This window comes from Bradyrhizobium sp. Leaf396, from assembly GCF_001424605.1.
Lineage (GTDB): Bacteria > Pseudomonadota > Alphaproteobacteria > Rhizobiales > Xanthobacteraceae > Bradyrhizobium > Bradyrhizobium japonicum_C.
In genome coordinates this window covers 307215-328729 of record NZ_LMQJ01000004.1, presented here as the reverse complement: position 1 = coordinate 328729, position 21515 = coordinate 307215, and the positions used below count along the sequence as shown (strand labels likewise).

The window sequence follows — 21515 nt, the reverse complement described above, 5'->3', positions numbered from 1 at the left end:
CCAGGGTTGATGGGAATCGGTACAATAGAGCCACGCAAGCGGGATCAAAAAATACTCGGAAGTGATGTCGGATGGCGGTCTTGCCGGCCGTCCTTGGGCAGAACCCGCCAAGGAGCTTCCGATGCCCAAGATGATCTTCGTCAACCTGCCGGTGACCGACCTCAAGCGCGCGACCGCCTTCTACGAGGCGGTCGGCGCGGTCAAGAATCCGCAATTTTGCGACGAGACCGCAAGCTGCATGGTCTTTTCCGAGACCATCTACGCCATGCTGCTGACGCACGACAAATTTCGCGAATTCACGCCGAAGCCGATCGCGGACGCCAGGACCTCGAATCAGGTGCTGCTCTGCCTGTCTGCTGACAGCCGCAGCGATGTCGACGACATCATTGTCAAGGCCGCGGCCGCGGGCGGAGTAGCAGATCCAAGCCCGAAGGACGAATACAGCTTCATGTACGGCCGTAGTTTCGAGGACCCGGACGGCCATATGTGGGGAGTGAACTGGATGAATCTCGCGGCCGCCCCCCTGCAGCCCGACTTGGCGAACGTCTGAGCCGAGCCCGGCAGATCTGAAGAGGAGCATTCACGATGTCCAAGCTCGTGCCCTGCATGTGGTTCGACGGCGATGCCGAAGAGGCCGCAAAATTCTACGTCTCGCTGGTCCCGAATTCGGAGATCACGCACGTTCAGCACAACGTTTCGGACGGCCCCTCCGGCAAGGAAGGCTCGGTTCTCGTCGTCGAATTCACGATAGCCGGGCAGCCCCTGGTGGCGCTCAATGGCGGCATGAAAATGGAGTACACCCACGCGATCTCGCTGATGATCCATTGCGACGACCAGGCCCAGGTCGACAGCGTCTGGAACGCGTTCCTCGCCCATGGCGCCAAGGAAGAACAATGCGGCTGGCTCAGGGATCGCTGGGGCGTGGCCTGGCAGGTGGTCCCGACAGTAATGTTCGAATTCCTGTCGAGCCCGGACAAGGCAGCGGCCGCGCGCGCAATGCAGGCCATGATGAAGATGGTGAAGCTCGACGTGGACGTGCTGCGTCGGGCCTTCGAGGGCAAGTCGGCGGCGTGAGCCGCAGGCCCGTGCCATGCACGCGCTGTGATCGCCCGGCTTGACCGGGCGATCCAGTACTCCAAGACGGCAGTGATTGAGCGGATGGTTGCGGCGTTCCGGATGCCCCGGTCAAGCCGTGGCATGACGGCGGGTGTGAGGCGAAGCCTCGCTGCTAGTAATTGATCCGCAACCCCACGCCGCCATGAATGGTGTTACCGACCGGCTGTGGACCGAGCGTGCCGTTGGCGAAGAGATCCACGATCCAGCCCTTCTGCACGCGGAAGCCAAGGCGGCCGCCATATTCGAACCAGCCCTGGTTGCCCATGGTCGGCACCACCGTGCCGTTCCCGATCACGGTCGCGACGATTCCGCTGTGGCTGGCGAATGACTGCACCCACCCGCCATTGATGTTGGTCTCGATGTTGCTGCCGAACAGATGCGTCCACTGCCCGCCGATCTTGACGAGGCTGGTGCGGTCGGTGCCATCAGCGATGCTGGCATCGAACGGATTGAATGCCACGGCGCTGTCGCTGTAGCCGGAGACGCGTTGCCAGAGCTGCCAGACTTCGATCGAGGCTGCGACCTCGTCGCGCGGCGACAGGCGGCTGATCCAGCCGGCGCGGCCGTAGACGGCATAATTGGAGGCATTGGTCGAACTGGTTACGCTCACCGGGCCGAGACTGGTGTCATAGCTGCGCGTGTAACGTGCCTTCTCCCACGGCGTCAGGATTGCGCCGACGTCGAAGAACGGGCGCGACGAGCCCCAATCGGTGAAGTCGTAGCGCAGTGCGAAAGCGCCGATCGGTGCGCTGGTGATCTTGTAGCCGCCCCCATCGTAGTGCGTGTAGGCGATGCCGGCGAGCAGTGACAGATTGTTGGTGAGCGCCTTGCGGCCGTGGACGCCGGCCGAGAACGAGCCGGCCGAGCCGAACGCGCTGACGCAGTCGCCGCAATTGATCTGCTCGTTGACGCCGAGCAGCACCGTGCCAAGCACCCGGTTGGTGATCATCTGGTTGAAACGCTGATTGGCAAGCCCGCCGATCGAATTGCCGCTCGAATCGGCGCCGGTCGGTCCTGACGGCGGAGGATACGGGCTCGGTGAAGGCGCCGGATAGGGGCTCGGTGACGGGGAGGGAGTCGGAGTAGGTGACGGAGACGGTGACGGAGAATAGGTTGGGGACGGAGTGGGATTTGGTTCGCACTCGGACCCGCACTCCGATTCCTGCGCAGCCGCCGGGCGGGCATCGAGCGTGGCAAGCGCAAAGGCCGCAGTTGCGGTCAGTGCAACGGCAAGGATGAGGCGCCGGACGTTCAACTTTGCCATCGTCAGCGTCCGCACAGCATGCCGTCGTCCTGGACGGCGGGCGTGATGGTCGGCGAGGCGTCGGCGTACTGGTTGACCGCGCACAGCCCCGCACTCGCGGCGCAGTTGGCGGCAAAGGTCCAGGGCGGCGTGTTGGATTTGGTGATGCTGACCTTGCCGCCGGTCGAGGTGATGACCGCGGTCTCGCCGGGCTGGGTGAGCTGCACGCATTGGCCGCTTCTCGTACAGACGCTGGCTGCGCCGTCCTGAAGCACGACCACGGAGCGTCCGCGCTGCGAGAGAATGTCGAGCGTGGTGCCGCGCACGCCGATGGTCGCGAGCGGCGTGGTGATCTTGTAGGCGGCCTTGTCGGAGTTGCCAGTGACAAAGCGGAATGCGCCGGTGGTCATGCGGATTGCGACGTCGCGATAGCTGTGCTCGTCGTTGAAGACGGTACGATCGAGCTTCAGCGTGGCACTCGGCCCGAGCGACAGGTTGGTGCTGTCGGCCATCACGAAACGTGCCGCGCTGTCGGCACCGGTGCGTACGGTCTCATCGCGCAGCATGCTGTCGCCGACGTTGATCGGCGTCGTGGTTGCGGCGACGCGCACCACTTCGTTCTGAATCACGACGGCCTGGCCGACGCGTGTCTGCGCCGGTGCAGCAGACGCTGTGCACAATGCGGCCGACGACAGGATGGAGAAAAGCCAAAAACGCAAATTCATTTCGCAACCGATCGATGTGTCCCTGATCGTACCGGATCGCGCGCGCTTGCGATGTGGCGGAATTATCACAAGCGGCGCGGGACGTGCGCTATGCTTAGTGACAGTTGCGGCAGAATGCGTTCAATGAAAACACAACACTTACTTTTGTCCCGCGGTGACGCAAATTTGCCACGCAAAACATCCCCACAGCAGCCTCTTGAATCGATCGCAGTTCCAAGATTGTCGCGGAGCGCAGTAATCGCTGTCGCGATTTTCCTGATCGCGCATCTGGCGCTGCTGATCGGCCTCACCACGCCGGAGAAGTTCGTCTTCGACGAGGTGCATTATGTGCCGGCGGCGCGGCAGATGCTGGCGCCTGTGATGTCGCAGCCGATGCTCAACCCGATGCATCCGCCGCTAGCCAAGGAGCTGATGGCGGCATCCATCGCGGCCTTCGGCGACAACGCGCTCGGCTGGCGTTATCCCGCGACGTTGTTCGGTGCACTGGCGATCGTCGCGATCTATCTGTGCGGCCTCGCGCTGTTCTCGGCACGAGGGCCCGCGATCGCGGCCGCGCTGATCGCCGGTCTCAACCAGATGCTGTACGTGCAGGCACGCATCGCCATGCTCGACATTTTTGCGCTCGGCTTCGGCCTGCTGGCGACCGCCGCCTTCATGCATGGCTTTCGACGAGAGCGGCCGCAGACGATGTTTGCCGCGGCAGGCGCTCTGTTCGGACTTGCTGCGGCGTGCAAATGGAGCGGCTTGTTTCCGCTTGGCGTCTGCATCGTCATTGTCGCGGTGATCCGCCTGATGCAGGGCTGGCGCACGCTGTTCGCGGACGCGAGGCCGGACGATTGGTATCGGCCCGAGCTGTGGCGCGGCTTGAAGCTGCATCATCTCGCGCTCTGCTTCGCGATCCTGCCGGCGCTGACGTATCTTGCAGCGTTCGTTCCGCTCAATGGATTGTCGCTGCCGGATTTGTTCGAGGCGCAGCGGCGCATCTTTGTCGACAACACGACGACCGCGATCGCCGGCCACACCTATATGAGTTCATGGCCATCCTGGCCGCTGCTCGCGCGCCCGGTCTGGTTCCTGTTCGACAAGACCGCAGAGGACAACGTCGCTGCCATCGTCTTCCTCGGCAATCCGCTGGTGCTTTGGCCGGCGCTGCTCGCGCTCATCATCGTGCTGCGGGATTTCATCGTCGCGCGCCGCTGGGACGCGTTCCTGATCGCAGCATTCTATTTCGGCCCCTGGCTTGCCTGGGCCTTGCTGCCGCGCACGCTGGGCTTCATCTATTACTATCTGCCGGCCGCGACGGCGGCCTCCCTCGCCCTCGTCTACGTGCTGCGCCGGCACGGAATGCCGCGCTGGCTGCTGTGGGCCTATGTCGGCGTCGCTGCGGCTGGCTTTGCAGTCATGCTGCCGATTTCCGCAGCCTTCATCGGCGCGTCGATGAAGAGCTTCAACCGGCTGATGCTGTTCCAGAGCTGGATATGACATCGCCGCCTGCCGGGCTGCGGCAGGCGGCGTGTCTTGCACGATGGCCGCGCCTCACTTGGACGCGGTCTTGGTCTCCATGTTCACGACCTGGACGCGGCGGTTGACCGCGTCTGCGCCGTTGGCGGCATCCTTCAGCTTGGTCTCGCCGTAACCGACGGTGACCAGATCGTTGCCGTTGAGGCCGTAGTTCTGCACCAGGTACTTCTTGATGGTGTCGGCGCGCCTCTCGGAGAGGCCCTGATTGTACTCTTCGCCGCCGGTGGCGTCGGTGTGGCCGGCGACCACGAAGGTCGAGCCCTTGAGTGCCGGATCGGACAGGGCCTTGCCGAGCGCCTGCACCGAGGCCATCGAGGTCTTGGCGATGTCAGCCGAGTTGTAGTCGAACTGGATCTCCAGATCGATCTTCGGCTTGGTCGCCGCGAGCTCGGCGATCTGCTCCCGCTCGCCCATCGACAACGATCGGGTCGGTCGGTTGCGCACGGTGTTCAGGAATGTTGCCTCCTTGGCCTGCACGGTCGTATCGGTCTGCGGGCCCACGGACAGGCCGCGGGTCGCCGGTTTGGGCTTCAGGGCATCCAGGATCTTGTCGGTGGAGACGTTGTTGTCGCCAGCCATGGCCAGGCTCGCCGTCATCGACAGCGCGGCTGTCAGAGTCATCGCCTTCAGTCCAAAGAACTTATCAAAACGGGTCATTGTCATATCCTCGCTGCTACGCCTGATGGCGATTTGATGCTGTGAGCCTAGGGCAGGTTCAAAGGCATAGATGTGATCCTTGTCACATTCATATCGTCGGACTGAGACATCGATCTGTTTCGACACTCTGCGCGTCAGGTCGGATCGAGGAGCCTTTGAGACCCGCGTTCGTCGCAAAGGCGTCGCCTCGCAGCCCGCTCCAGAACAAGAATTCGTCCAGAAACCCGGCTATCGTACTTAGATCCTTTGACAATTCGTCCGCGACAGGAGCTGAGTTCCGTCCAGTGCCGAGGCCAAGTGACTACCCGTTCCATCGCAGCGCCCCGCCGGATCGGACAGTGTTCGTGAGCTCGATGCCGATCTACGTCGGGGCGGCGATGATCGCAGTGGCGATCCTGCTGTCCACGCTGATCACGGGCCTGACCTCCCGCTATGTCGGGCTGGGGGCGCCCAACGAGGAAAATATGTGGCTGGTCGATCGTCTCACCGGCGAGGTCTATCGCTGCCAGTCCGAGGGACGCGGCAAGGCCTCCTGTGAGCCTGATGTTGCGACCGGCAGCGTCGAGGAGCGCCCAAAAGCCGCACGCTGAAAGCGGGCTAGTACGGCGACGCAGCAACGAAAATGTCTTCTCCTTGATAAACTTGTCGCTGAAGAATGTCCGGTGCGGTGGCCGGCATCAGGCCGGCTTCATTTCTTGAGGAGAAAATTTGATGAAGACCCTATTGCTCGCGACGGCATTCGTGGCACTCGCTCTGACTCCCGCATCGGCTGCCAAGATGGCGTGCACCAGTGCAAACATGGCAAAGCTCGTTGCCGGGATGGGTGGCGAAGACACGCCGGGCAAGGTCGCAGCGAGGAAGTCGATGGCCTCGGCCAATTCCGACATGAGCAAAGGCAACATGCGCGGCGCCTGCAAGCACTACATGAACGCCGAGAAGGCGATGGCGATGAAGTAGCTTCCGCCGATTTCACGCGTGATGGCCGCGCTGGCAGCAGATGGCAGCGCGGCTTTTTCGTGTCCATGCTTCTTTGCCTCGGCGCGAATCCCGCTACATTGTCCCTGCAATGTCCCGCACGCCCAAACCGCTTCCGCTCACAACCACACAGGCTCGGCAGATCTGGCTGCATGCCCAGCGACTGGACGAGCGAATCCCTTTTGGTGAAGGCGCGCAGGCCGTCGCGGACGCGGTCGCGCATCTCGGCTATGTGCAGATCGACACGATCAACGTCATCGAGCGCTGCCATCACCATATCCTGTTCAGCCGGATCCCGGCCTACCGACGCGCCGATCTTCGCCAAGCCCAGAGCGTCGACAAAAGCGTGTTCGAATACTGGACCCATGCGCTGTCCTACGTGCCGGCGAGCGACTTCCGCTTCTTCCTGCCGGCGATGCGCGAGCACCGGCGCGAGGGGCACAAATGGTTCGCTTCGGTGAAGCCGGCGGACACGCGCAAGGTGATGCGGCTGGTGCGCGGCGGTCCGCTGACGATCCGCGACATCGACGACGATGTGCTCGTCGAGAAGGAGCATTTGTGGCAGAGCCGCAAGCCCTCGAAGCGCGCCTTGCAGCTTGCCTTCTATACCGGCGCCGTCACCATCAGCGAGCGACAGGGCATGCTCAAGACCTATGAGCTGATGACGCGGCATTTCGGCTGGGACAAGCTGCCGAAGCCGGCATCGGCAAGGGAGACGACCGCCTATCTGCTCGACCGCGCGCTGCGCTCGCAGGGCGTGGTCAGCCTCGATTCGATCTGTTATCTCGACGCACCGAGCAAGAAACCGGTCGCGCGCCTGATCGCGTCGCGCGTCCGCCGCGGCGAGCTCGTGCCTGTTACGGTCGAGGGAGCCGGCAAGCAGGAGCATTGGGGCCCGCCCGCTGCGCTGGAGCCGCATGAGGTGCCGTCCGATCTCGTCCACATCCTCTCGCCGTTCGATCCGCTGATCATTCAGCGCAAGCGCACCAATTTGATCTTCGGCTACAATCATCTGTTCGAAGCCTATGTGCCGAAGGCCAAGCGCAAGCTCGGCTACTTCGCGCTGCCCGTGCTGGTCGGCGACGAGATCGTAGCTGCGCTCGACCTCAAGACCGACCGGCAGAACAAGAAGCTGTTGATGCAGAAATGGACGTGGGTCGGCGAGGGCAGGAAGACGGGACGGCGCAAGGAGCTGAAGCGTGTGATCGAGGACGAGCTCGATCGTTTCGAGCGATTTCAATTGGCAGAGTGAGCTAGATTGCAGGTGGATTGGCAAAGCGTATTCCGCGAGCGCTTGTATCCGCACAGACCGAGGAAGCGAGTTGCCTTTGCTTTTGGAGCTGCGGCGAACGCTAGCTCGCCCGACGCTTCGCAACGAGCCGATCGATGAAGATTCCGAAGAGAATCCCGATCGCGTAGGCCACCAGATTCCATAGCGAGAAGATGCGCCCGAGCAGCAGCGCGCCGGCCGTGCTGAGCCTGAATGCATCGAGCCATGGCGTGTGAACCAGCCGGGAGAACTCGACGGCGATGGCGATGGCGGCTGCGATCGCCGCAAGACCGCTTCCCGTCAGCCGCGGCAGCAACACCCCGACCAGCAAGAACACCATCGTCGCCCACAACAGCGAGCCGCCGTACTTCACGATGAAGGCGGGCAGGCCGAGCGGGAAACCGTACCAGCGCAAGCTGAGCCCGCAGACGATCACTGCGAGCGCAAGGATGGCGCGGACCAGCGATCTCCGGAGCAGCGCGACAGGTCTATCCGGCTGCGCTACGCGCATTGCTTGCTCCATTGACTCTTTGCTCGCGATGCTCAAAACCGCCGCTCAGCCCTAGAAAAGCAACAACGGGGGAAGCCATGAGCCAAACCACTTACGCCGGTTCCGCCGGCGGTGCCAAGAACGCCAACAAGAGCGACATCGAGACCTCGACCATCCGTGCGATCTCCTGGCGCCTGATTCCATTCCTGGTTCTGGCCTACTTCTTCTCCTATCTTGACCGCGTCAATCTTGGCTTCGCCGCGCTGACCATGAATGCGGATCTGAAGTTCACGCCACTGATCTTCTCCTGGGGCGCCGGCATCTTCTTCATCGGCTATTTCATCTTCGAGGTGCCGAGCAACCTGGCTCTTGAGAAGTTCGGCGCGAGCCGCTGGATCGCCCGCATCATGGTGAGCTGGGGCATCATCTCCGCTCTGATGGCCATGGTCAGCGGTGTCACCAGCTTCTATGTCCTGCGCTTCCTGCTCGGCGTCGCCGAGGCCGGCTTCTTCCCCGGCATCATTCTCTATCTCACCTATTGGTATCCGGCCGAATATCGCGCCCGCTTCCTCGCAGCTTTCGCCATTGCGGTGCCGGTCTCGACCGTGATCGGGGCGCCGATCTCGGGCCTCTTGCTCGGGCTTGACGGCATGATGGGGCTGAAGGGCTGGCAGTGGCTGTTCATCATCGAGGGCATCCCGTCCGTGCTGCTCGGCATCGTCACCTGGTTCTATCTCACCGACAAGCCGGAGAAGGCGGACTGGCTTTCGGCCGAGCAGAAGGCGTGGCTCAAGGCCAAGCTCGACTCGGAAATCGCGGCCAAGCAGGCGGTGAAGCATTTCTCGCTCGGTGAAGCGCTGTCTTCGCCGAAGGTGATCGCGCTCAGCCTGATCTATTTCGGCTTCGTCGGCGCGCTCTATGGCATGCAGTTCTGGCTGCCGCAGATCGTCAAGGCGTTCGGCCTCACCAACGCGCAGACCGGCTTCGTCACGGCGATTCCCTATCTGTTCGGCACCATCGCCATGATCTTGTGGGCGCGGCATTCGGATGCGACGCGCGAGCGCGTGATGCATGTCGGCGCGCCCTTGCTGCTCACCGCGGTTGCGCTCGGCATCTCTTCATATCTCGCGAATCCGACGCTCACGATGGTGGCGCTGACGGTGGCCGCGATCGGCGTGTTCTGCTGCTTCGGCGTGTTCTGGACCCTGCCGACCGCCTGGCTGTCCGGCACGGCCGCGGCCGGCGGGATCGCCCTGATCAACTCGATCGGCAATCTCGCCGGCTTCGGCGGACCGTACCTGATCGGCTGGGTCAAGGAAGCCACTGGCCAGACCTCGACGGGCCTGCTGGTGCTCGCGGTGCTGCCCCTGATCGCCGGCCTCCTGGTCTTCGTCGGCGGCCACGACAGCAAGCACGAGTTCGCTGGCCACGGGCGGTAGGAATGTCCGGAGGTGGAAAACGCGCTCTTTGTGCGCCATGCCACCTCATCTCCTTCGCAAGCTGACGCCACACCTTGCCCGTCCCTGCAATGGGACCTTTTCGACGTGGCTTCTCAATCCCACCACCCCTTAACGATCACGCATTCCTGATGACTGACGATTATTGACTTTCGTCACTAGTTAGTTGACAGTTCCTGCAGTTGAGAAGCAGGAGTGTTCGCCGATGTTCGTCAGGTCGGTTTTATCGAGCTATTCCAGGCTGTTGGCGGGAGTGTCGCTCGCCCTGATGGCCGCTGTGCTGACCGGGTGCAATGATACCGTCGCCGAGAAGGCTGAGCCGCCGCGTCCGGTTCTGGTGGCGACCGCGAATTATAATGCCGAAACGCCGGAGCGCAGCTTTGTCGGCACCATCAGGCCGCGCATCGAGAGCGATCTCGGCTTCCGCGTCGCCGGCAAGGTCGCCAAACGCCTGGTCGAGGTCGGCCAGACCGTTGAAGTCGGCCAGCCGCTCGCGACCCTCGATGAGGTCGACCTGAAGCTGCAGGCTGAGCAGGCCGTCGCCGAGCAGACCGCCGCCACCGGCGTTCTGGCCCAGGCTGCTGCAGCCGAGCAGCGTGCCAAGGATCTGAAGGCCAAGGGTTGGACCACCGATGCGCAGCTGGATTCAAGCCGCGCTGCCGCCGATGAAGCCCGTGCGCGCCTCAATCGGGCCGAGCGCTCGGTCGAGTTGACCAAGAATTCCCTTTCCTACGCGACGCTCGCTGCCGACGCCCGCGGCGTCGTCACCGCAACGCTGATCGAGCCCGGCCAGGTGGTTGCCGCGGGCCAGGCTTCGATCCGTGTCGCCCGCTTTGCCGAAAAGGAAGCGGTCGTCGCGATCCCTGAGACGCTGGTCGGACGCGCCAAGTCGGGCGTCGCCAGCGTCACTCTTTGGTCCGAGCCGAACAAGAAGTATGCGGCGAAGCTGCGCGAGATCGCGCCTGCCGCCGATCCGGCCACCCGCACCTATCTGGCGAAGTTCTCGCTGCCCGAGGCGGACGACAAGGTCTCGCTCGGCATGACGGCGACCTTGACGCTGTCGGATGCCGCGACCGAGCGGGTCGCGAGACTGCCGCTGTCGGCGCTGTTCAACGAAGGCGGCAAGCCCTCCTTCTACGTCGTCGACGACAATGGGAACGTCTCGCTGAAGCCGGTCATGGTGAAGTCCTATGAAAGCAAGGACGTCGTCATCACCGGCGGCGTGGAAGAGGGCGCCAAGATCGTCGCACTCGGCGTTCAGAAGCTCGATCCCGGTCAGCGGGTGCGGATCGTGTCGTCGTTGTCTTTCTAACTACCCGTCATTCCGGGCCCGCCCTGCGGGGCGCCCGGAATGACGTGAAGAGTAAGTTCCGTCCTTGCAAGGCGAGTTTCGGCCCGAGCGCAAATGCTGGGGCTGAAGCGGCGAAGCGATCCAGAACCTGCCCAGCCCCCTGGGTTGCTTCGCTGCCTCGCGATGACGGTTTGAACAGAGCGGCTGTCGTTTTTGCAACTGGATCGTCTTTCGGAGAGAGCGATGAAGCGCTTCAACCTTTCGGCCTGGGCCGTGAGCCATCAGACGCTGGTTCTCTTTCTGATGATCGTGCTCGGTGCCGCCGGCTTCTTCTCCTATCAGAAGCTCGGCCGCGCCGAGGATCCGTTCTTCACGGTGAAGGTGGTCAACGTCTCCGTGATTTGGCCGGGCGCGACCGCGCAGGAGATGCAGACCCAGGTCGCCGATCCCATCGAGAAGAAGATCCAGGAGCTGCCCTATTTCGAGAAGGTGCAGACTTATTCCAAGCCCGCCTTCACCGCGCTCCAGGTCACCTTCCGCGACAACACGCCGCCGAAGGACGTGCCTTATCTCTTTTATCTCCTGCGCAAGAAGCTGGTCGACGTGCAGGGCCAGTTGCCTGCGGGGATTCTGGGTCCCGTCGTCAACGACGAGTTCTCCGACGTCGATTCCATCCTGTACATGATGACCGGGGACGGCGCCGACTATGCCCAGCTCAAAAAGGTGTCGGAAGGATTCCGTCAGCGACTGCTGAAGGTGCCGGGCGTGACCAAGGTCGACGTCTACGGCAATCAGGACGAGCGCATCTTCGTCGAGTTCAGCCATGCCAAGCTTGCCACGCTCGGCATCACGCCGCAGGCGCTGTTCGATTCGCTCGCCAAGCAGAACAACGTGACCCCGGCCGGTACGGTCGAGACCTCCTCGCAGCGCGTGCCGCTGCGCGTCACCGGCGCGCTCGACGGCGCCAAGGCCGTGGCCGAGACGCCGGTCGAGAGCAACGGCCGCGTGTTCCGCCTCGGCGACATCGCCACCGTCACTCACGGCTACGTCGATCCGCCCAGCTTCGTCGTGCGGCAGGAAGGCAAGCCGGCGATCGGCATCGGCGTCGTCACTGCCAAGGGCGCCAACATCCTCGATCTCGGCAAGGAGGTCGAGAAGGCGACGGCCGACTTCATGAAGGCCGTGCCGCAGGGCATCGATGTCAAGCTGATCGCCGACCAGCCCAAGGTGGTCGAGCACGCCGTCGGCGAGTTCGTGCGCTCCTTCATGGAGGCGCTCGTCATCGTGCTGTTCGTCTCGTTCCTGGCGCTTGGTTGGCGCACCGGCATCGTGGTTGCGCTGTCGGTGCCGCTCGTGCTCGGTATCGTCTTCATCGTCATGAACGCGATGTCGCTCGACCTGCATCGCATCACGCTCGGCGCGCTGATCATAGCGCTCGGCCTGCTCGTCGACGACGCCATCATCGCGGTCGAGATGATGGTGGTGAAGATGGAGCAGGGCTGGGACCGCATGCGCGCGGCGTCCTTTGCCTGGGAATCGACTGCGTTTCCGATGCTCACGGGAACGCTGGTGACGGCCGCTGGCTTCCTCCCCATCGGCTTCGCCAATTCAGCGGTCGGCGAATATGCCGGCAGCATCTTCTGGATCGTGGCGATCGCGCTGGTCGCGTCCTGGTTCGTGGCGGTGATCTTCACCCCCTATATCGGCGTCAAGCTGTTGCCCGACATGAAGGCGCATCACAACCACGATCCGCATGCGGTCTACGAGACCCGCATGTATCGGGGCCTGCGCGCCATCGTGCGATGGTGCGTCAACCATCGCATCACCGTGGTGGTGGCGACCGTCGGCGTCTTCGTGGCCTCGATCGTCGGCTTCGGCCAGGTCCAGCAGCAGTTCTTCCCGCTGTCGGAGCGACCCGAGCTGTTCTTCCAGCTCCGCCTGCCCGAGGGCACCGCTTTCAACGTCACCGAGAAGGCGGTGAAGAAGGCCGAGACGCTGCTGAAGGACGACAAGGACATCGAGACCTACACGTCCTATGTCGGCCAGGGCTCGCCGCGCTTCTGGCTCGGCCTCAATCCGCAACTGCCGAACGAGGCCTTCGCCGAGATCGTGATCGTCGCCAAGGGCGTCGAGGCACGCGAGCGCATCAAGGCCAAGATCGAGAATGCGGTCGCCGATGGCATGCTGACAGAGGCGCGCGTTCGCGTCGACCGCTTCAATTTCGGCCCGCCGGTGGGCTTCCCCGTGCAGTTCCGTGTGATCGGCCCGGATGCCAACAAGGTGCGCGAAATCGCCTACCAGGTCCGCGACGTCATGCGCCAGAACAAGAGCGTCAAGGACGTCCAGCTCGACTGGAACGAACAGTCGCCCTACCTCAAGCTCGTCGTCGACCAGGACCGCGCCCGCGCCATGGGCCTGACTCCTCAGGACGTCTCGCAGGCGCTGGCGATGCTGATCTCGGGTTCGCAGGTCACGACCGTGCGGGACGGCATCGAGAAGGTCGGCGTGGTGGCCCGTGCGATCCCGTCCGAGCGCCTCGACCTCGGCGGCGTCGGCGATCTCACCATCACATCGCGCAACGGGGTGGCCGTGCCGCTGCAGCAGATCGCCAGGATCGAGTATGCCCACGAAGAGCCGATCATGTGGCGGCGCAACCGCGACATGGCGATCACCGTGCGCTCCGACGTCGTCGACGGCGTGCAGGCGCCCGATGTCACCAACCAGATCACGCCGAAGCTGAAGCCGATCATGGATCACCTCGAGCCGGCCTACCGGATCGAGCCGGGCGGCGCGTTCGAGGAATCCGCCAAGGGCAATGCCTCGATCTTCATCCTCTTCCCGGTGATGGTCATGGTGATGCTGACGCTGCTGATGATCCAGCTGCAGAGCTTCTCGCGCCTGATCCTGGTGTTCCTGACCGCGCCGCTCGGCATCGTCGGCGCCTCGCTTGGCCTCAACGTCGCCAACGCGCCGTTCGGTTTCGTTGCGCTGCTCGGGCTGATCGCGCTCGCCGGCATGATCATGCGCAACACGGTCATCCTGGTCGACCAGATCGAGACCGACGTCTCGCACGGCCTGACCCGGCGCGAGGCGATCGTGGAGGCCACGGTCCGCCGCGCCCGTCCGGTGGTGTTGACGGCGCTGGCCGCCATTCTCGCCATGATCCCGCTGACTCGCTCGGCCTTCTGGGGCCCGATGGCGATCACCATCATGGGCGGCCTGTTCGTCGCGACCTTCCTCACGCTGTTGTACCTGCCGGGCCTCTATGCGCTGTGGTTCAGGAAGAGCCTGGACGAGGCTGGTTCAGTCGAACAGCCTGCCGCGTCGCAGCATGGCAGCGATGAACATCCGGCAATTCCGCTTGCTGAAGCGGCTGAATAAGTGAGATGAAGTGCAGATTGACGAGTCCTGACAGATGACACTGGTTGCGGAACATATCGAAGGCGACACCCGGGACCGTATTCTCGAGGTGGCCGAGCGGCTGTTCCGCCAGATCGGCTACCAGAAGACCACGGTCGGCGATATCGCCAAGGAGCTCCGGATGAGCCCCGCCAACGTCTATCGCTTCTTCGAATCGAAGAAGGCGATCCATCAGGCGGTGGCACGCTCGCTGATGGGCGAGGTCGAGCTTGAGGCCCAGCGGATCGTCGCAAAGCCCGGGCCGGTCAGGGAGCGCTTTCGCGAGTTGCTCACCACCATCCACCGCATGAACACCGAGCGCTATGTCGGTGACAACAAGCTGCACGAGATGGTCGAGATCGCGATGCAGGAGGATTGGCAGGTCTGCGTCAATCATATGGAGTGTATCGCCGGCGTCGTCGGCCAAATGATCGCGCAAGGCGTCGCCTCCGGCGAGTTTGAGGCGCCCGACCTGCAACTGGCTGCGCTCTGCTCGTGCACCGCGATGATGCGCTTCTTCCACCCCCAGATGATCGCCCAGTGCGCCACCAAGCCCGGCCCGACCATCGACCAGATGATCGATTTCGTCATCACCGGTCTGTCGCCGCGCCACTGACGGGGCGGGGCAATTTCTCCTATAAGCGAATTGCTGCCCGTGGCGGGCAAGGACGGATCAACAAACCCCGTCATTGCGAGCGCAGCGAAGCCAATCCAGGCTGTTCCTAAGGAGGGATTCTGGATTGCTTCGCTGCGCTCGCAATGACGAGTACGGAGAAGCAAGCGCGTGACCGATAAAGACCTGTATTTCTACGAGCCCTCCAAGGGCCACGGCCTGAAGCACGATCCCTTCAACGCCATCATCGCGCCGCGGCCGATCGGCTGGATCTCCTCCCGCGACGCCAAGGGCCACGTCAATCTGGCGCCCTACAGCTTCTTCAATGCGTTCTGCTACGTGCCGCCCATCATCGGCTTCTCCTCCACCAACTGGAAGGACACGGTCTCGAATATGGAGCAGACCAGGGAGTTCGTCTGGAATCTCACGACCATGGATCTGGCCAAGCACATGAACGCGACCGCCGCGCATGTCGCTCCTGAGGTCGACGAGTTCAAGCTCGCGGGGCTCACCGCGGTGCCCGGCAAGCTCGTCAACGTGCCGCGCGTCGGCGAGAGCCCCGTCGCTTTCGAGTGCAAGGTGTCCGACATCGTCCGCCTCAAGGGCGCCGACGGTAAGCAGGCCGACGCCTGGCTGACGCTCGGCGAGGTCGTCGCCGTCTACATCGACAAGGCGCTGATCAAGGACGGCGTCTACCAGACCGCCGCGGCCCGCCCCATCGTCCGCGCCGGCCGCCGCGGCGACTATTTCGAGATCAAGCCGGAAAACATGTTCGAGATGATCCGGCCGGATTAGGCCACTCCGTCATTCCGGGGCGCGCCGCCAGGCGCGAGCCCGGAATCCATTCACCCGCCAACCTCCGCCGTATGATGGATTCTCGGGTGCGCAATTGCGCACCATAGCTCGCCCTTCGCGAGCCCCGGAATTACGGTGGGGGACCGGTGCGGCCAACCTTCCCCCTCCCGGAACTGCCCCCACGCCCTGGCCGTTATGGTCCCGGAGCGGCGGCCCGGCCGCGTCAATGTCGCAGGCGAAGTGTTCGCCTCCACCGGCCACTTTCCGCTAAAATACCCGCCAACCGCGCCGATGCATGAGGTCAGCCATGAGCTTCCGCCGCGACACCGTCACAAAGCCGATTTTTTCCTGGGCGCGCGGCGTGCTGCCGTCGATGTCCGACACCGAGCGCGAGGCGCTGGAGGCGGGTGACGTCTGGTGGGACGCCGATCTCTTCACCGGCAACCCGGATTGGTCGAAGCTGCTGAAGGTGCCGCAGGCCGTGCTGACGGACGAGGAGCGGGCCTTCCTCAATGGTCCCGTCGACGAGCTCTGCGCCATGCTCGACGAGTGGAAGATCTTCTGGGAATGGCGCGACCTGCCGCCGGACGTCTGGCATTTCGTCAAGCGCGAGAAGTTCTTCGGCATGATCATTCCGAAGGAGTTCGGCGGCCTCGGCTTCTCGCCTTACGCGCATTCGGAAGTGGTGCGCAAGATTTCGACCCGCTCGATCGCCGCGGCCGTCACCGTGATGGTGCCGAACTCGCTCGGTCCCGGCGAGCTCCTGATGCGCTTCGGCACGAAAGAGCAGCAGCAGCGCTGGCTGCCGCGCCTCGCCGACGGCCGCGATATCCCCTGCTTCGGCCTCACCAGCCCCGAAGCCGGCTCCGACGCCGCCTCGATGGTCGACACCGGCATCATCTGCAAGGGTGAGTTCGAGGGCCGCGAAGTCGTGGGCCTCAGGCTCAACTGGCACAAGCGCTACATCACGCTCGGCCCGGTCGCGACGCTGCTTGGTCTTGCCTTCAAGGCATATGATCCGGATCACCTCGTGGGGAGCCAGGACGAACTCGGCATCACCGTGGCGCTGATCCCGACCAATCTGCCGGGCGTCGAGATCGGCCAACGCCATCTGCCGTCGATGCAGGTGTTCCAGAACGGCCCGAATTGGGGCCGCGATGTCTTCATTCCGCTCGACTACGTCATCGGCGGCAAGGAGCGCCTCGGGCAGGGCTGGAAGATGCTGATGACGGCGCTCGCCGCCGGCCGCGGCGTCTCGCTGCCGTCGCTCTCTGCCGCGGGCGCAGCCTATGCCGCGCGGACCACCGGCGCCTACGCCCGCATCCGCGAGCAGTTCGGGATCTCCATCTCCAAGTTCGAAGGCGTCGAGGAGCCGCTGGCGCGCATCGTTGCGACCGCGTACCAGCTCGATGCGGCACGGCGGCTGACCTGCGCAGCGCTGAATGCCGGCATTCATCCCGCCGTCATCTCAGGCATCATGAAGCTGCATGCGACGGAGCGGATGCGCATTGCGATCGATGACGCCATGGACATCCATGGCGGCAAGGCCGTGATCGACGGTCCGCAAAACTATCTCGGCAATCTCCATCGCGCCGTGCCGGTCGGCATCACGGTCGAAGGCGCCAACATCCTGACCCGCAACCTCATCGTGTTCGGGCAGGGAGCCATTCGCGCGCATCCTTATCTGCTCGACGAGATGAACGCGCTTGCCGATACCGATCGCGAGCGCGGCCTCGGCGCCTTCGACAAGGCGTTCTGGAAGCATGTCGGCCACAGCTTCCAGACGCTGTTCCGGGCCTTCGGCCGCAGCTGGACCTTTGGCGCCTTCGCACCGGCGCCGGATGCGGGCGACGCCACGCCATTCTACCGCCAGCTCTCGCGCTACTCCGCAGCCTTTGCGCTCTGCGCCGACATGGCGCTGCTGACGCTCGGCGGCGCGCTCAAGCGCAAGGAGATGCTGTCGGCGCGCTTCGGCGACATCCTCTCAGAGCTGTATCTGCTCTCGGCGGCGCTGAAGCGCTGGCAGGACGAGGGCAGGCAAAAGGAAGATTTTGCCGCTCTGGAATGGTGCATGGCGACGGGCTTCAAAACCATCGAGAACCGGTTTGCCGAAATCCTCGCCAACCTGCCCAACCGCTTCGTCGCAGCTGTCCTCAAGTTCGTGGTCCAGCCGTTCGGTGCACGCGTGCTCGGCCCCTCCGACCGGGTCGTGCACCAATGCGCGAGCCTCGTGCTCGAGCCGTCCGCAGCGCGCGAGCGCCTCACGCCGGATCTGGCTTATGTCGACGACGACGGCGGCTTTGCCCGTCTCGAGCGCGCGTTCGAGCTGGTCGCAAGCACCGACGCCGTCGCCAGGCGCATGCGCGCCGCGCATGTCCGCGACTGGAAGCAAGCGGTTGCCAAGGGCGTGATCACGCAGGCCGAAGGCGAGCAGCTCGCCGCGGCCCGCGAAGCCGTGAGGGGCGTGATCGAGGTCGACGATTTCGCGCCTGAGGCGCTGTCGCCGATTTACAAGAAAACCGGCGACGTGCATCAGTTCTTCCAGGAACTCGGAGAGCAGAGGGCGGCGAGCTGATGGCACGACCGGTATTCATCGTCGACGGCAGCAGGACGCCGTTCCTGAAGGCGCGCTCGGGGCCCGGGCCGTTCACGCCGGTCGATCTCGCCGTGCAGTGCGGCCGGCCGCTTCTGGCGCGCCAGCCGTTTGCGCCCGATAGCTTCGACCAGGTCATCCTCGGCTGCGTCAACGTGGTCGCGGACGAGATGAACCCCGCCCGAGTCGCCGCGCTTCGACTCGGCATGGGCGAGGACATGGTCGCCTTCACCGTGCAGATCAATTGCGGCTCCGGGATGCAGTCGATCGACACCGCCTATCGCTACATCCGTGAGGGCCATGCCGATATGATCCTCGCCGGCGGCACCGAGGCACTGAGCCATGCGCCGCTGGTCTGGCCCAATTCGGGCGTGCGCTGGTTTGCGGGTCTCGCCACCGCCAGAGGCATGGCCGCCAAGCTCGCGGCTGCGTTCAAGTTGCGGCCCCGCGATCTCAAGCCGGTCATCGGCCTCGAGCGCGGGCTGACCGATCCCGTCACCGAGCTGAACATGGGGCAGACGGCCGAGGTCGTTGGTCATCTCTTCGGCATCACGCGGACGCAGTCCGATGCCTATGCCGCCGAGAGCCATCGCCGGCTCGCGCATGCGCAAAGCGCCGGGTTTCTCAAGGGCGAAGTCGAAACCGCGTTCTCCCGCGACGGCAAGTTCTTCGACCATGACGACGGCGTGCGGCCGGATTCGACGGTCGAGTCACTCGCAAAGCTCCGGCCGGTGTTCGAGCGTCCCTGGGGACAGGTCACCGCCGGCAATTCCTCGCAGATCACCGACGGCGCCTCGTGGGTGATCCTCGCCTCGGACGCGGCGGTCGCAAAGCACAAGCTGACGCCGAAGGCTGCGATCGTCGACAGCCACTGGGCTGCGCTCGATCCCAGCATCATGGGGCTCGGTCCGGTGATGTCGGCGACGCCGCTGCTTCAGCGCAACGACCTCACCATCAAGGACGTCGAGACCTGGGAGCTGAACGAGGCTTTTGCCACGCAGGTGCTCGGCTGTCTCGCCGCCTGGAACGACGACAAATTCTGCCGCGAGATCCTCGGTCTCGACGGCGCGGCCGGCCAGATCGAGCGTGAGAGGCTGAATGTCGACGGCGGCGCCATCTCGCTCGGTCATCCCGTCGGCACCTCGGGCAACCGTATCGTGCTGCATCTCGTCAACGCAATGAACCGGCTCGGCACGCGACGTGGCGTCGCCACTGAATGCATCGGCGGCGGTCTCGGCGGCGCGATGCTGATCGAGGCGGTGTGACATGGATTCCAAGATCATGACCGCGCTCGGGGATCGCGTGCTGGAGCTGGGACCCCAGCCTGCTGCGGAAAGTCCGTACAAGCACTTCAAGCTGACGCGCGATGCCGACGGCGTCGCCTGGCTGCTATTTGATCGCGCCGATGCAAGCGCCAACACGCTCTCCTCAGAGGTGATGGAGGAATTCGACGCCGTGCTCGCCGCGATCGAGAACGAGCGTCCCGCGGGCCTGGTGATCCGATCGGCAAAGCCGTCCGGGTTCATCGCGGGCGCGGACGTCAACGAATTCCGCGGTGTGTCCGACCCCGGTGTGGTGGAGACGCGCATCCGCGCCGCGCACGCCGTGGTCGAGCATCTGGAGGCCTTGAGGCTACCGACGGTCGCGGTCATCCACGGCTTCTGCCTCGGCGGCGGGCTCGAGGTTGCGCTGGCCTGTCAGGCGCGCATCGCCATCGACGGCGCGCGGTTCGGCTTCCCGGAAGTGATGCTCGGCCTGCATCCCGGTCTCGGCGGCACCGCGCGCTTTACAACGCTCGTCAATTCCACGCAGTCGATGTCTCTGATGTTGACCGGCCGCACCATCGATGCGCGACGGGCCAAATCGCTCGGCCTCGTGGATGCCGTGACCCAGGAGCGCCACGTCCGCGGCGCGGTGAAGGATGCGCTGTTCGGACGCCTGGAGCGGGCAAAGCCAGGTCTGTTCACGCGCGCCGCCAATCTCGGGCTGGTCCGCGGCCTGCTCGCCAAGCGCATGCGGGCGGAGGCCGCGAAGGCTGCCTCCCGCGAGCATTACCCCGCCCCTTATGCGCTGATCGATCTCTGGGAGGCTCATGGCGGCAGCAAGGCCGCCATGCTGAAGGCGGAGCAGGCGTCCTTCGCCAAGCTGATGGTGACGCCGACCGCGCAGAATTTGATCCGCGTCTTCTTCCTCCGTGAGCAAATGAAGAGGGCCGCCGGCGGCGGCAATGCCATCAAGCATGTCCATGTCATCGGTGCCGGCGCCATGGGCGGCGACATCGCAGCCTGGTGTGCGGGGCAGGGGCTGCGGGTCTCCCTCGCCGACATGAAGGCGGAGCCGATCGCGGGCGCCGTGAAGCGGGCCGCCGAGCTCTATGGCAAGATCATCCGCAAGCGCACGGACGTGCGCGACGCGCTCGATCGTCTCATCCCCGACATGGACGGGGAGGGCGTGCGGAATGCCGATCTCATCATCGAGGCGGTGCCGGAAAGGCTGGAGCTGAAGCAAAAGGTCTATGCCACGCTCGAGCCCCGGATGAAGCCTGACGCGATCCTCGCCACCAACACGTCCAGCATACCGTTGCAGGATCTGCGTATGACGCTGGCGCGGCCGGAGCGGCTGGTCGGATTGCACTTCTTCAATCCGGTGTCGCGGCTGCAACTGGTCGAAGTCGTCAGCCATGACGGCAACGATCCGCAAATTCTGAAGCAGGCGCTCGCCTTCGTCGGTGCGATCGACCGACTGCCGCTCGCCGTGAAGAGCTCGCCGGGCTTCCTCGTCAACCGCGCGCTGACGCCTTACATGCTGGAAGCGATGGTGATGCTGGACGAGAAGGTCGACCAGCGGTTGATCGACGCCGCGGCCGAGCAGTTCGGCATGCCGATGGGGCCGATCGAGCTCGCCGATCAGGTCGGTCTCGACATCTGCCTCGACGTCGGCGACATGCTGCGCACCAAGTTCGGCGATCTCCTCCCGCCGACCCCGGCCTGGCTGCGCGAGAAGGTCGCCAAGGGCGAGCTTGGCCGCAAGACCGGCAAGGGCTTCTACACCTGGAAGGATGGCAAGGCGGAGAAGGCGCCGCTCGCAGAGACCGGTCCGCGAGTCACGGACCAGATGATCGATCGCCTGGTGCTGCCGATGTCCAACGTCTGCGTCGCAGCGCTTCGTGAAGGCATCGTGGACGATGCCGACGCGGTCGACGGCGCCATGATCTTCGGCACTGGCTATGCGCCGTTCCGCGGCGGCCCGCTGAACTATGCGCGCACGCGCGGCGCGGAAAATGTCCTGTCTACCCTGCGCGCGCTGGCCGAACGATTCGGCGAGCGCTTCGCGCCCGATCCTGGCTGGGACAGCTTCAAGTGAGAGAGAC

Annotated in this window: 18 protein-coding genes; 14 read left to right on the top strand and 4 right to left on the bottom strand. The window is 64.2% G+C overall.

Annotated elements, in window-relative coordinates; all coding sequences use genetic code 11:
• Positions 1–121: 121 nt before the first annotated feature.
• Positions 122–550 carry a VOC family protein gene (locus ASG57_RS06405; RefSeq protein ID WP_057195960.1) on the top strand — a complete coding sequence of 143 codons (429 nt, stop codon included), beginning with the start codon at positions 122–124 and terminating at the stop codon, positions 548–550.
• 35 nt (positions 551–585) lie between these two features.
• Positions 586–1074 (top strand): VOC family protein, encoded by a 489-nt coding sequence (locus ASG57_RS06400; protein ID WP_024341408.1) that lies wholly within the window; start codon positions 586–588, stop codon positions 1072–1074.
• A gap of 154 nt (positions 1075–1228) precedes the next feature.
• On the opposite strand, the gene ASG57_RS06395 is transcribed toward ASG57_RS06400, so the two are convergent.
• Positions 1229–2380 (bottom strand): hypothetical protein, encoded by a 1152-nt coding sequence (locus ASG57_RS06395; protein WP_057195910.1) that lies wholly within the window; start codon positions 2378–2380, stop codon positions 1229–1231.
• Between the two features lie 2 nt (positions 2381–2382).
• A complete protein-coding gene (locus ASG57_RS06390; RefSeq protein ID WP_024341410.1) occupies positions 2383–3084 on the bottom strand; it encodes a FecR family protein in 702 nt (233 codons plus the stop codon).
• A gap of 51 nt (positions 3085–3135) precedes the next feature.
• Here ASG57_RS06390 and ASG57_RS06385 point away from each other — a divergent pair, with 51 nt between their 5' ends.
• The gene (locus tag ASG57_RS06385) at positions 3136–4566 is read left to right on the top strand and encodes a phospholipid carrier-dependent glycosyltransferase (RefSeq protein WP_057195909.1); all 1431 of its coding nucleotides are present in this window, start codon (positions 3136–3138) and stop codon (positions 4564–4566) included.
• Positions 4567–4620: 54 nt separating this feature from the next.
• Here the strand turns inward: ASG57_RS06385 and ASG57_RS06380 are convergent, their stop codons facing one another.
• Positions 4621–5262 carry an OmpA family protein gene (locus tag ASG57_RS06380; RefSeq protein WP_024341412.1) on the bottom strand — a complete coding sequence of 214 codons (642 nt, stop codon included), beginning with the start codon at positions 5260–5262 and terminating at the stop codon, positions 4621–4623.
• A 353-nt stretch (positions 5263–5615) separates the two neighbouring features.
• On the opposite strand from ASG57_RS06380, the gene ASG57_RS06375 reads away from it, so the two are divergent.
• The 3 genes from ASG57_RS06375 (at position 5616) to ASG57_RS06365 (ending at position 7489) form a co-directional block, all read left to right on the top strand.
• Complete coding sequence (locus tag ASG57_RS06375) at positions 5616–5852, top strand: hypothetical protein (RefSeq protein WP_057195959.1); 237 nt, start codon at positions 5616–5618, stop codon at positions 5850–5852.
• A gap of 121 nt (positions 5853–5973) precedes the next feature.
• Entirely contained in the window at positions 5974–6219 is a 246-nt protein-coding gene (locus tag ASG57_RS06370; RefSeq protein ID WP_057195908.1) for a hypothetical protein, read from the top strand.
• A 109-nt stretch (positions 6220–6328) separates the two neighbouring features.
• A complete protein-coding gene (locus ASG57_RS06365; RefSeq protein ID WP_057195907.1) occupies positions 6329–7489 on the top strand; it encodes a winged helix-turn-helix domain-containing protein in 1161 nt (386 codons plus the stop codon).
• Positions 7490–7589: 100 nt separating this feature from the next.
• On the opposite strand, the gene ASG57_RS06360 is transcribed toward ASG57_RS06365, so the two are convergent.
• Positions 7590–8018 carry a ribosomal maturation YjgA family protein gene (locus tag ASG57_RS06360; protein ID WP_057195958.1) on the bottom strand — a complete coding sequence of 143 codons (429 nt, stop codon included), beginning with the start codon at positions 8016–8018 and terminating at the stop codon, positions 7590–7592.
• A 77-nt stretch (positions 8019–8095) separates the two neighbouring features.
• Here ASG57_RS06360 and ASG57_RS06355 point away from each other — a divergent pair, with 77 nt between their 5' ends.
• The 8 genes from ASG57_RS06355 to ASG57_RS06320 all read left to right on the top strand — a co-directional run bounded on the left by ASG57_RS06355 (position 8096) and on the right by ASG57_RS06320 (position 21508).
• Positions 8096–9436, top strand: coding sequence for an MFS transporter (locus ASG57_RS06355; RefSeq protein ID WP_057195906.1), 1341 nt, complete (start codon positions 8096–8098; stop codon positions 9434–9436).
• A gap of 223 nt (positions 9437–9659) precedes the next feature.
• Positions 9660–10766: an efflux RND transporter periplasmic adaptor subunit gene (locus tag ASG57_RS06350; protein WP_057195905.1), complete on the top strand. Its 1107-nt coding sequence runs from the start codon at positions 9660–9662 to the stop codon at positions 10764–10766.
• 222 nt (positions 10767–10988) lie between these two features.
• Positions 10989–14126, top strand: coding sequence for an efflux RND transporter permease subunit (locus ASG57_RS06345; RefSeq protein ID WP_024341419.1), 3138 nt, complete (start codon positions 10989–10991; stop codon positions 14124–14126).
• A 34-nt stretch (positions 14127–14160) separates the two neighbouring features.
• Entirely contained in the window at positions 14161–14760 is a 600-nt protein-coding gene (locus ASG57_RS06340) for a TetR/AcrR family transcriptional regulator (protein WP_024341420.1), read from the top strand.
• A 168-nt stretch (positions 14761–14928) separates the two neighbouring features.
• Positions 14929–15552, top strand: coding sequence for a flavin reductase family protein (locus ASG57_RS06335; protein ID WP_024341421.1), 624 nt, complete (start codon positions 14929–14931; stop codon positions 15550–15552).
• Positions 15553–15859: 307 nt separating this feature from the next.
• The gene (locus ASG57_RS06330) at positions 15860–18127 is read left to right on the top strand and encodes an acyl-CoA dehydrogenase (protein WP_057195904.1); all 2268 of its coding nucleotides are present in this window, start codon (positions 15860–15862) and stop codon (positions 18125–18127) included.
• Positions 18127–19410, top strand: coding sequence for an acetyl-CoA C-acetyltransferase (locus tag ASG57_RS06325; protein ID WP_057195903.1), 1284 nt, complete (start codon positions 18127–18129; stop codon positions 19408–19410). The genes ASG57_RS06330 and ASG57_RS06325 overlap by 1 nt, the downstream gene beginning before the upstream one ends.
• A 1-nt stretch (position 19411) precedes the next feature.
• Positions 19412–21508, top strand: coding sequence for a 3-hydroxyacyl-CoA dehydrogenase NAD-binding domain-containing protein (locus tag ASG57_RS06320; RefSeq protein ID WP_057195902.1), 2097 nt, complete (start codon positions 19412–19414; stop codon positions 21506–21508).
• The last annotated feature ends 7 nt before the right edge of the window (positions 21509–21515 follow it).

What these genes read in the sequence shown, in the direction of transcription:
- ASG57_RS06405 (WP_057195960.1), top strand. Translation starts at nt 122, where the DNA reads ATGCCCAAGATGATCTTCGTCAACCTGCCGGTGACCGACCTCAAGCGC.
- ASG57_RS06400 (WP_024341408.1), top strand. Translation starts at nt 586, where the DNA reads ATGTCCAAGCTCGTGCCCTGCATGTGGTTCGACGGCGATGCCGAAGAG.
- ASG57_RS06395 (WP_057195910.1), bottom strand. Translation starts at nt 2,380, where the DNA reads ATGGCAAAGTTGAACGTCCGGCGCCTCATCCTTGCCGTTGCACTGACC.
- ASG57_RS06390 (WP_024341410.1), bottom strand. Translation starts at nt 3,084, where the DNA reads ATGAATTTGCGTTTTTGGCTTTTCTCCATCCTGTCGTCGGCCGCATTG.
- ASG57_RS06385 (WP_057195909.1), top strand. Translation starts at nt 3,136, where the DNA reads ATGTGGCGGAATTATCACAAGCGGCGCGGGACGTGCGCTATGCTTAGT.
- ASG57_RS06380 (WP_024341412.1), bottom strand. Translation starts at nt 5,262, where the DNA reads ATGACCCGTTTTGATAAGTTCTTTGGACTGAAGGCGATGACTCTGACA.
- ASG57_RS06375 (WP_057195959.1), top strand. Translation starts at nt 5,616, where the DNA reads ATGCCGATCTACGTCGGGGCGGCGATGATCGCAGTGGCGATCCTGCTG.
- ASG57_RS06370 (WP_057195908.1), top strand. Translation starts at nt 5,974, where the DNA reads ATGAAGACCCTATTGCTCGCGACGGCATTCGTGGCACTCGCTCTGACT.
- ASG57_RS06365 (WP_057195907.1), top strand. Translation starts at nt 6,329, where the DNA reads ATGTCCCGCACGCCCAAACCGCTTCCGCTCACAACCACACAGGCTCGG.
- ASG57_RS06360 (WP_057195958.1), bottom strand. Translation starts at nt 8,018, where the DNA reads ATGCGCGTAGCGCAGCCGGATAGACCTGTCGCGCTGCTCCGGAGATCG.
- ASG57_RS06355 (WP_057195906.1), top strand. Translation starts at nt 8,096, where the DNA reads ATGAGCCAAACCACTTACGCCGGTTCCGCCGGCGGTGCCAAGAACGCC.
- ASG57_RS06350 (WP_057195905.1), top strand. Translation starts at nt 9,660, where the DNA reads ATGTTCGTCAGGTCGGTTTTATCGAGCTATTCCAGGCTGTTGGCGGGA.
- ASG57_RS06345 (WP_024341419.1), top strand. Translation starts at nt 10,989, where the DNA reads ATGAAGCGCTTCAACCTTTCGGCCTGGGCCGTGAGCCATCAGACGCTG.
- ASG57_RS06340 (WP_024341420.1), top strand. Translation starts at nt 14,161, where the DNA reads ATGACACTGGTTGCGGAACATATCGAAGGCGACACCCGGGACCGTATT.
- ASG57_RS06330 (WP_057195904.1), top strand. Translation starts at nt 15,860, where the DNA reads ATGAGCTTCCGCCGCGACACCGTCACAAAGCCGATTTTTTCCTGGGCG.
- ASG57_RS06325 (WP_057195903.1), top strand. Translation starts at nt 18,127, where the DNA reads ATGGCACGACCGGTATTCATCGTCGACGGCAGCAGGACGCCGTTCCTG.
- ASG57_RS06320 (WP_057195902.1), top strand. Translation starts at nt 19,412, where the DNA reads ATGGATTCCAAGATCATGACCGCGCTCGGGGATCGCGTGCTGGAGCTG.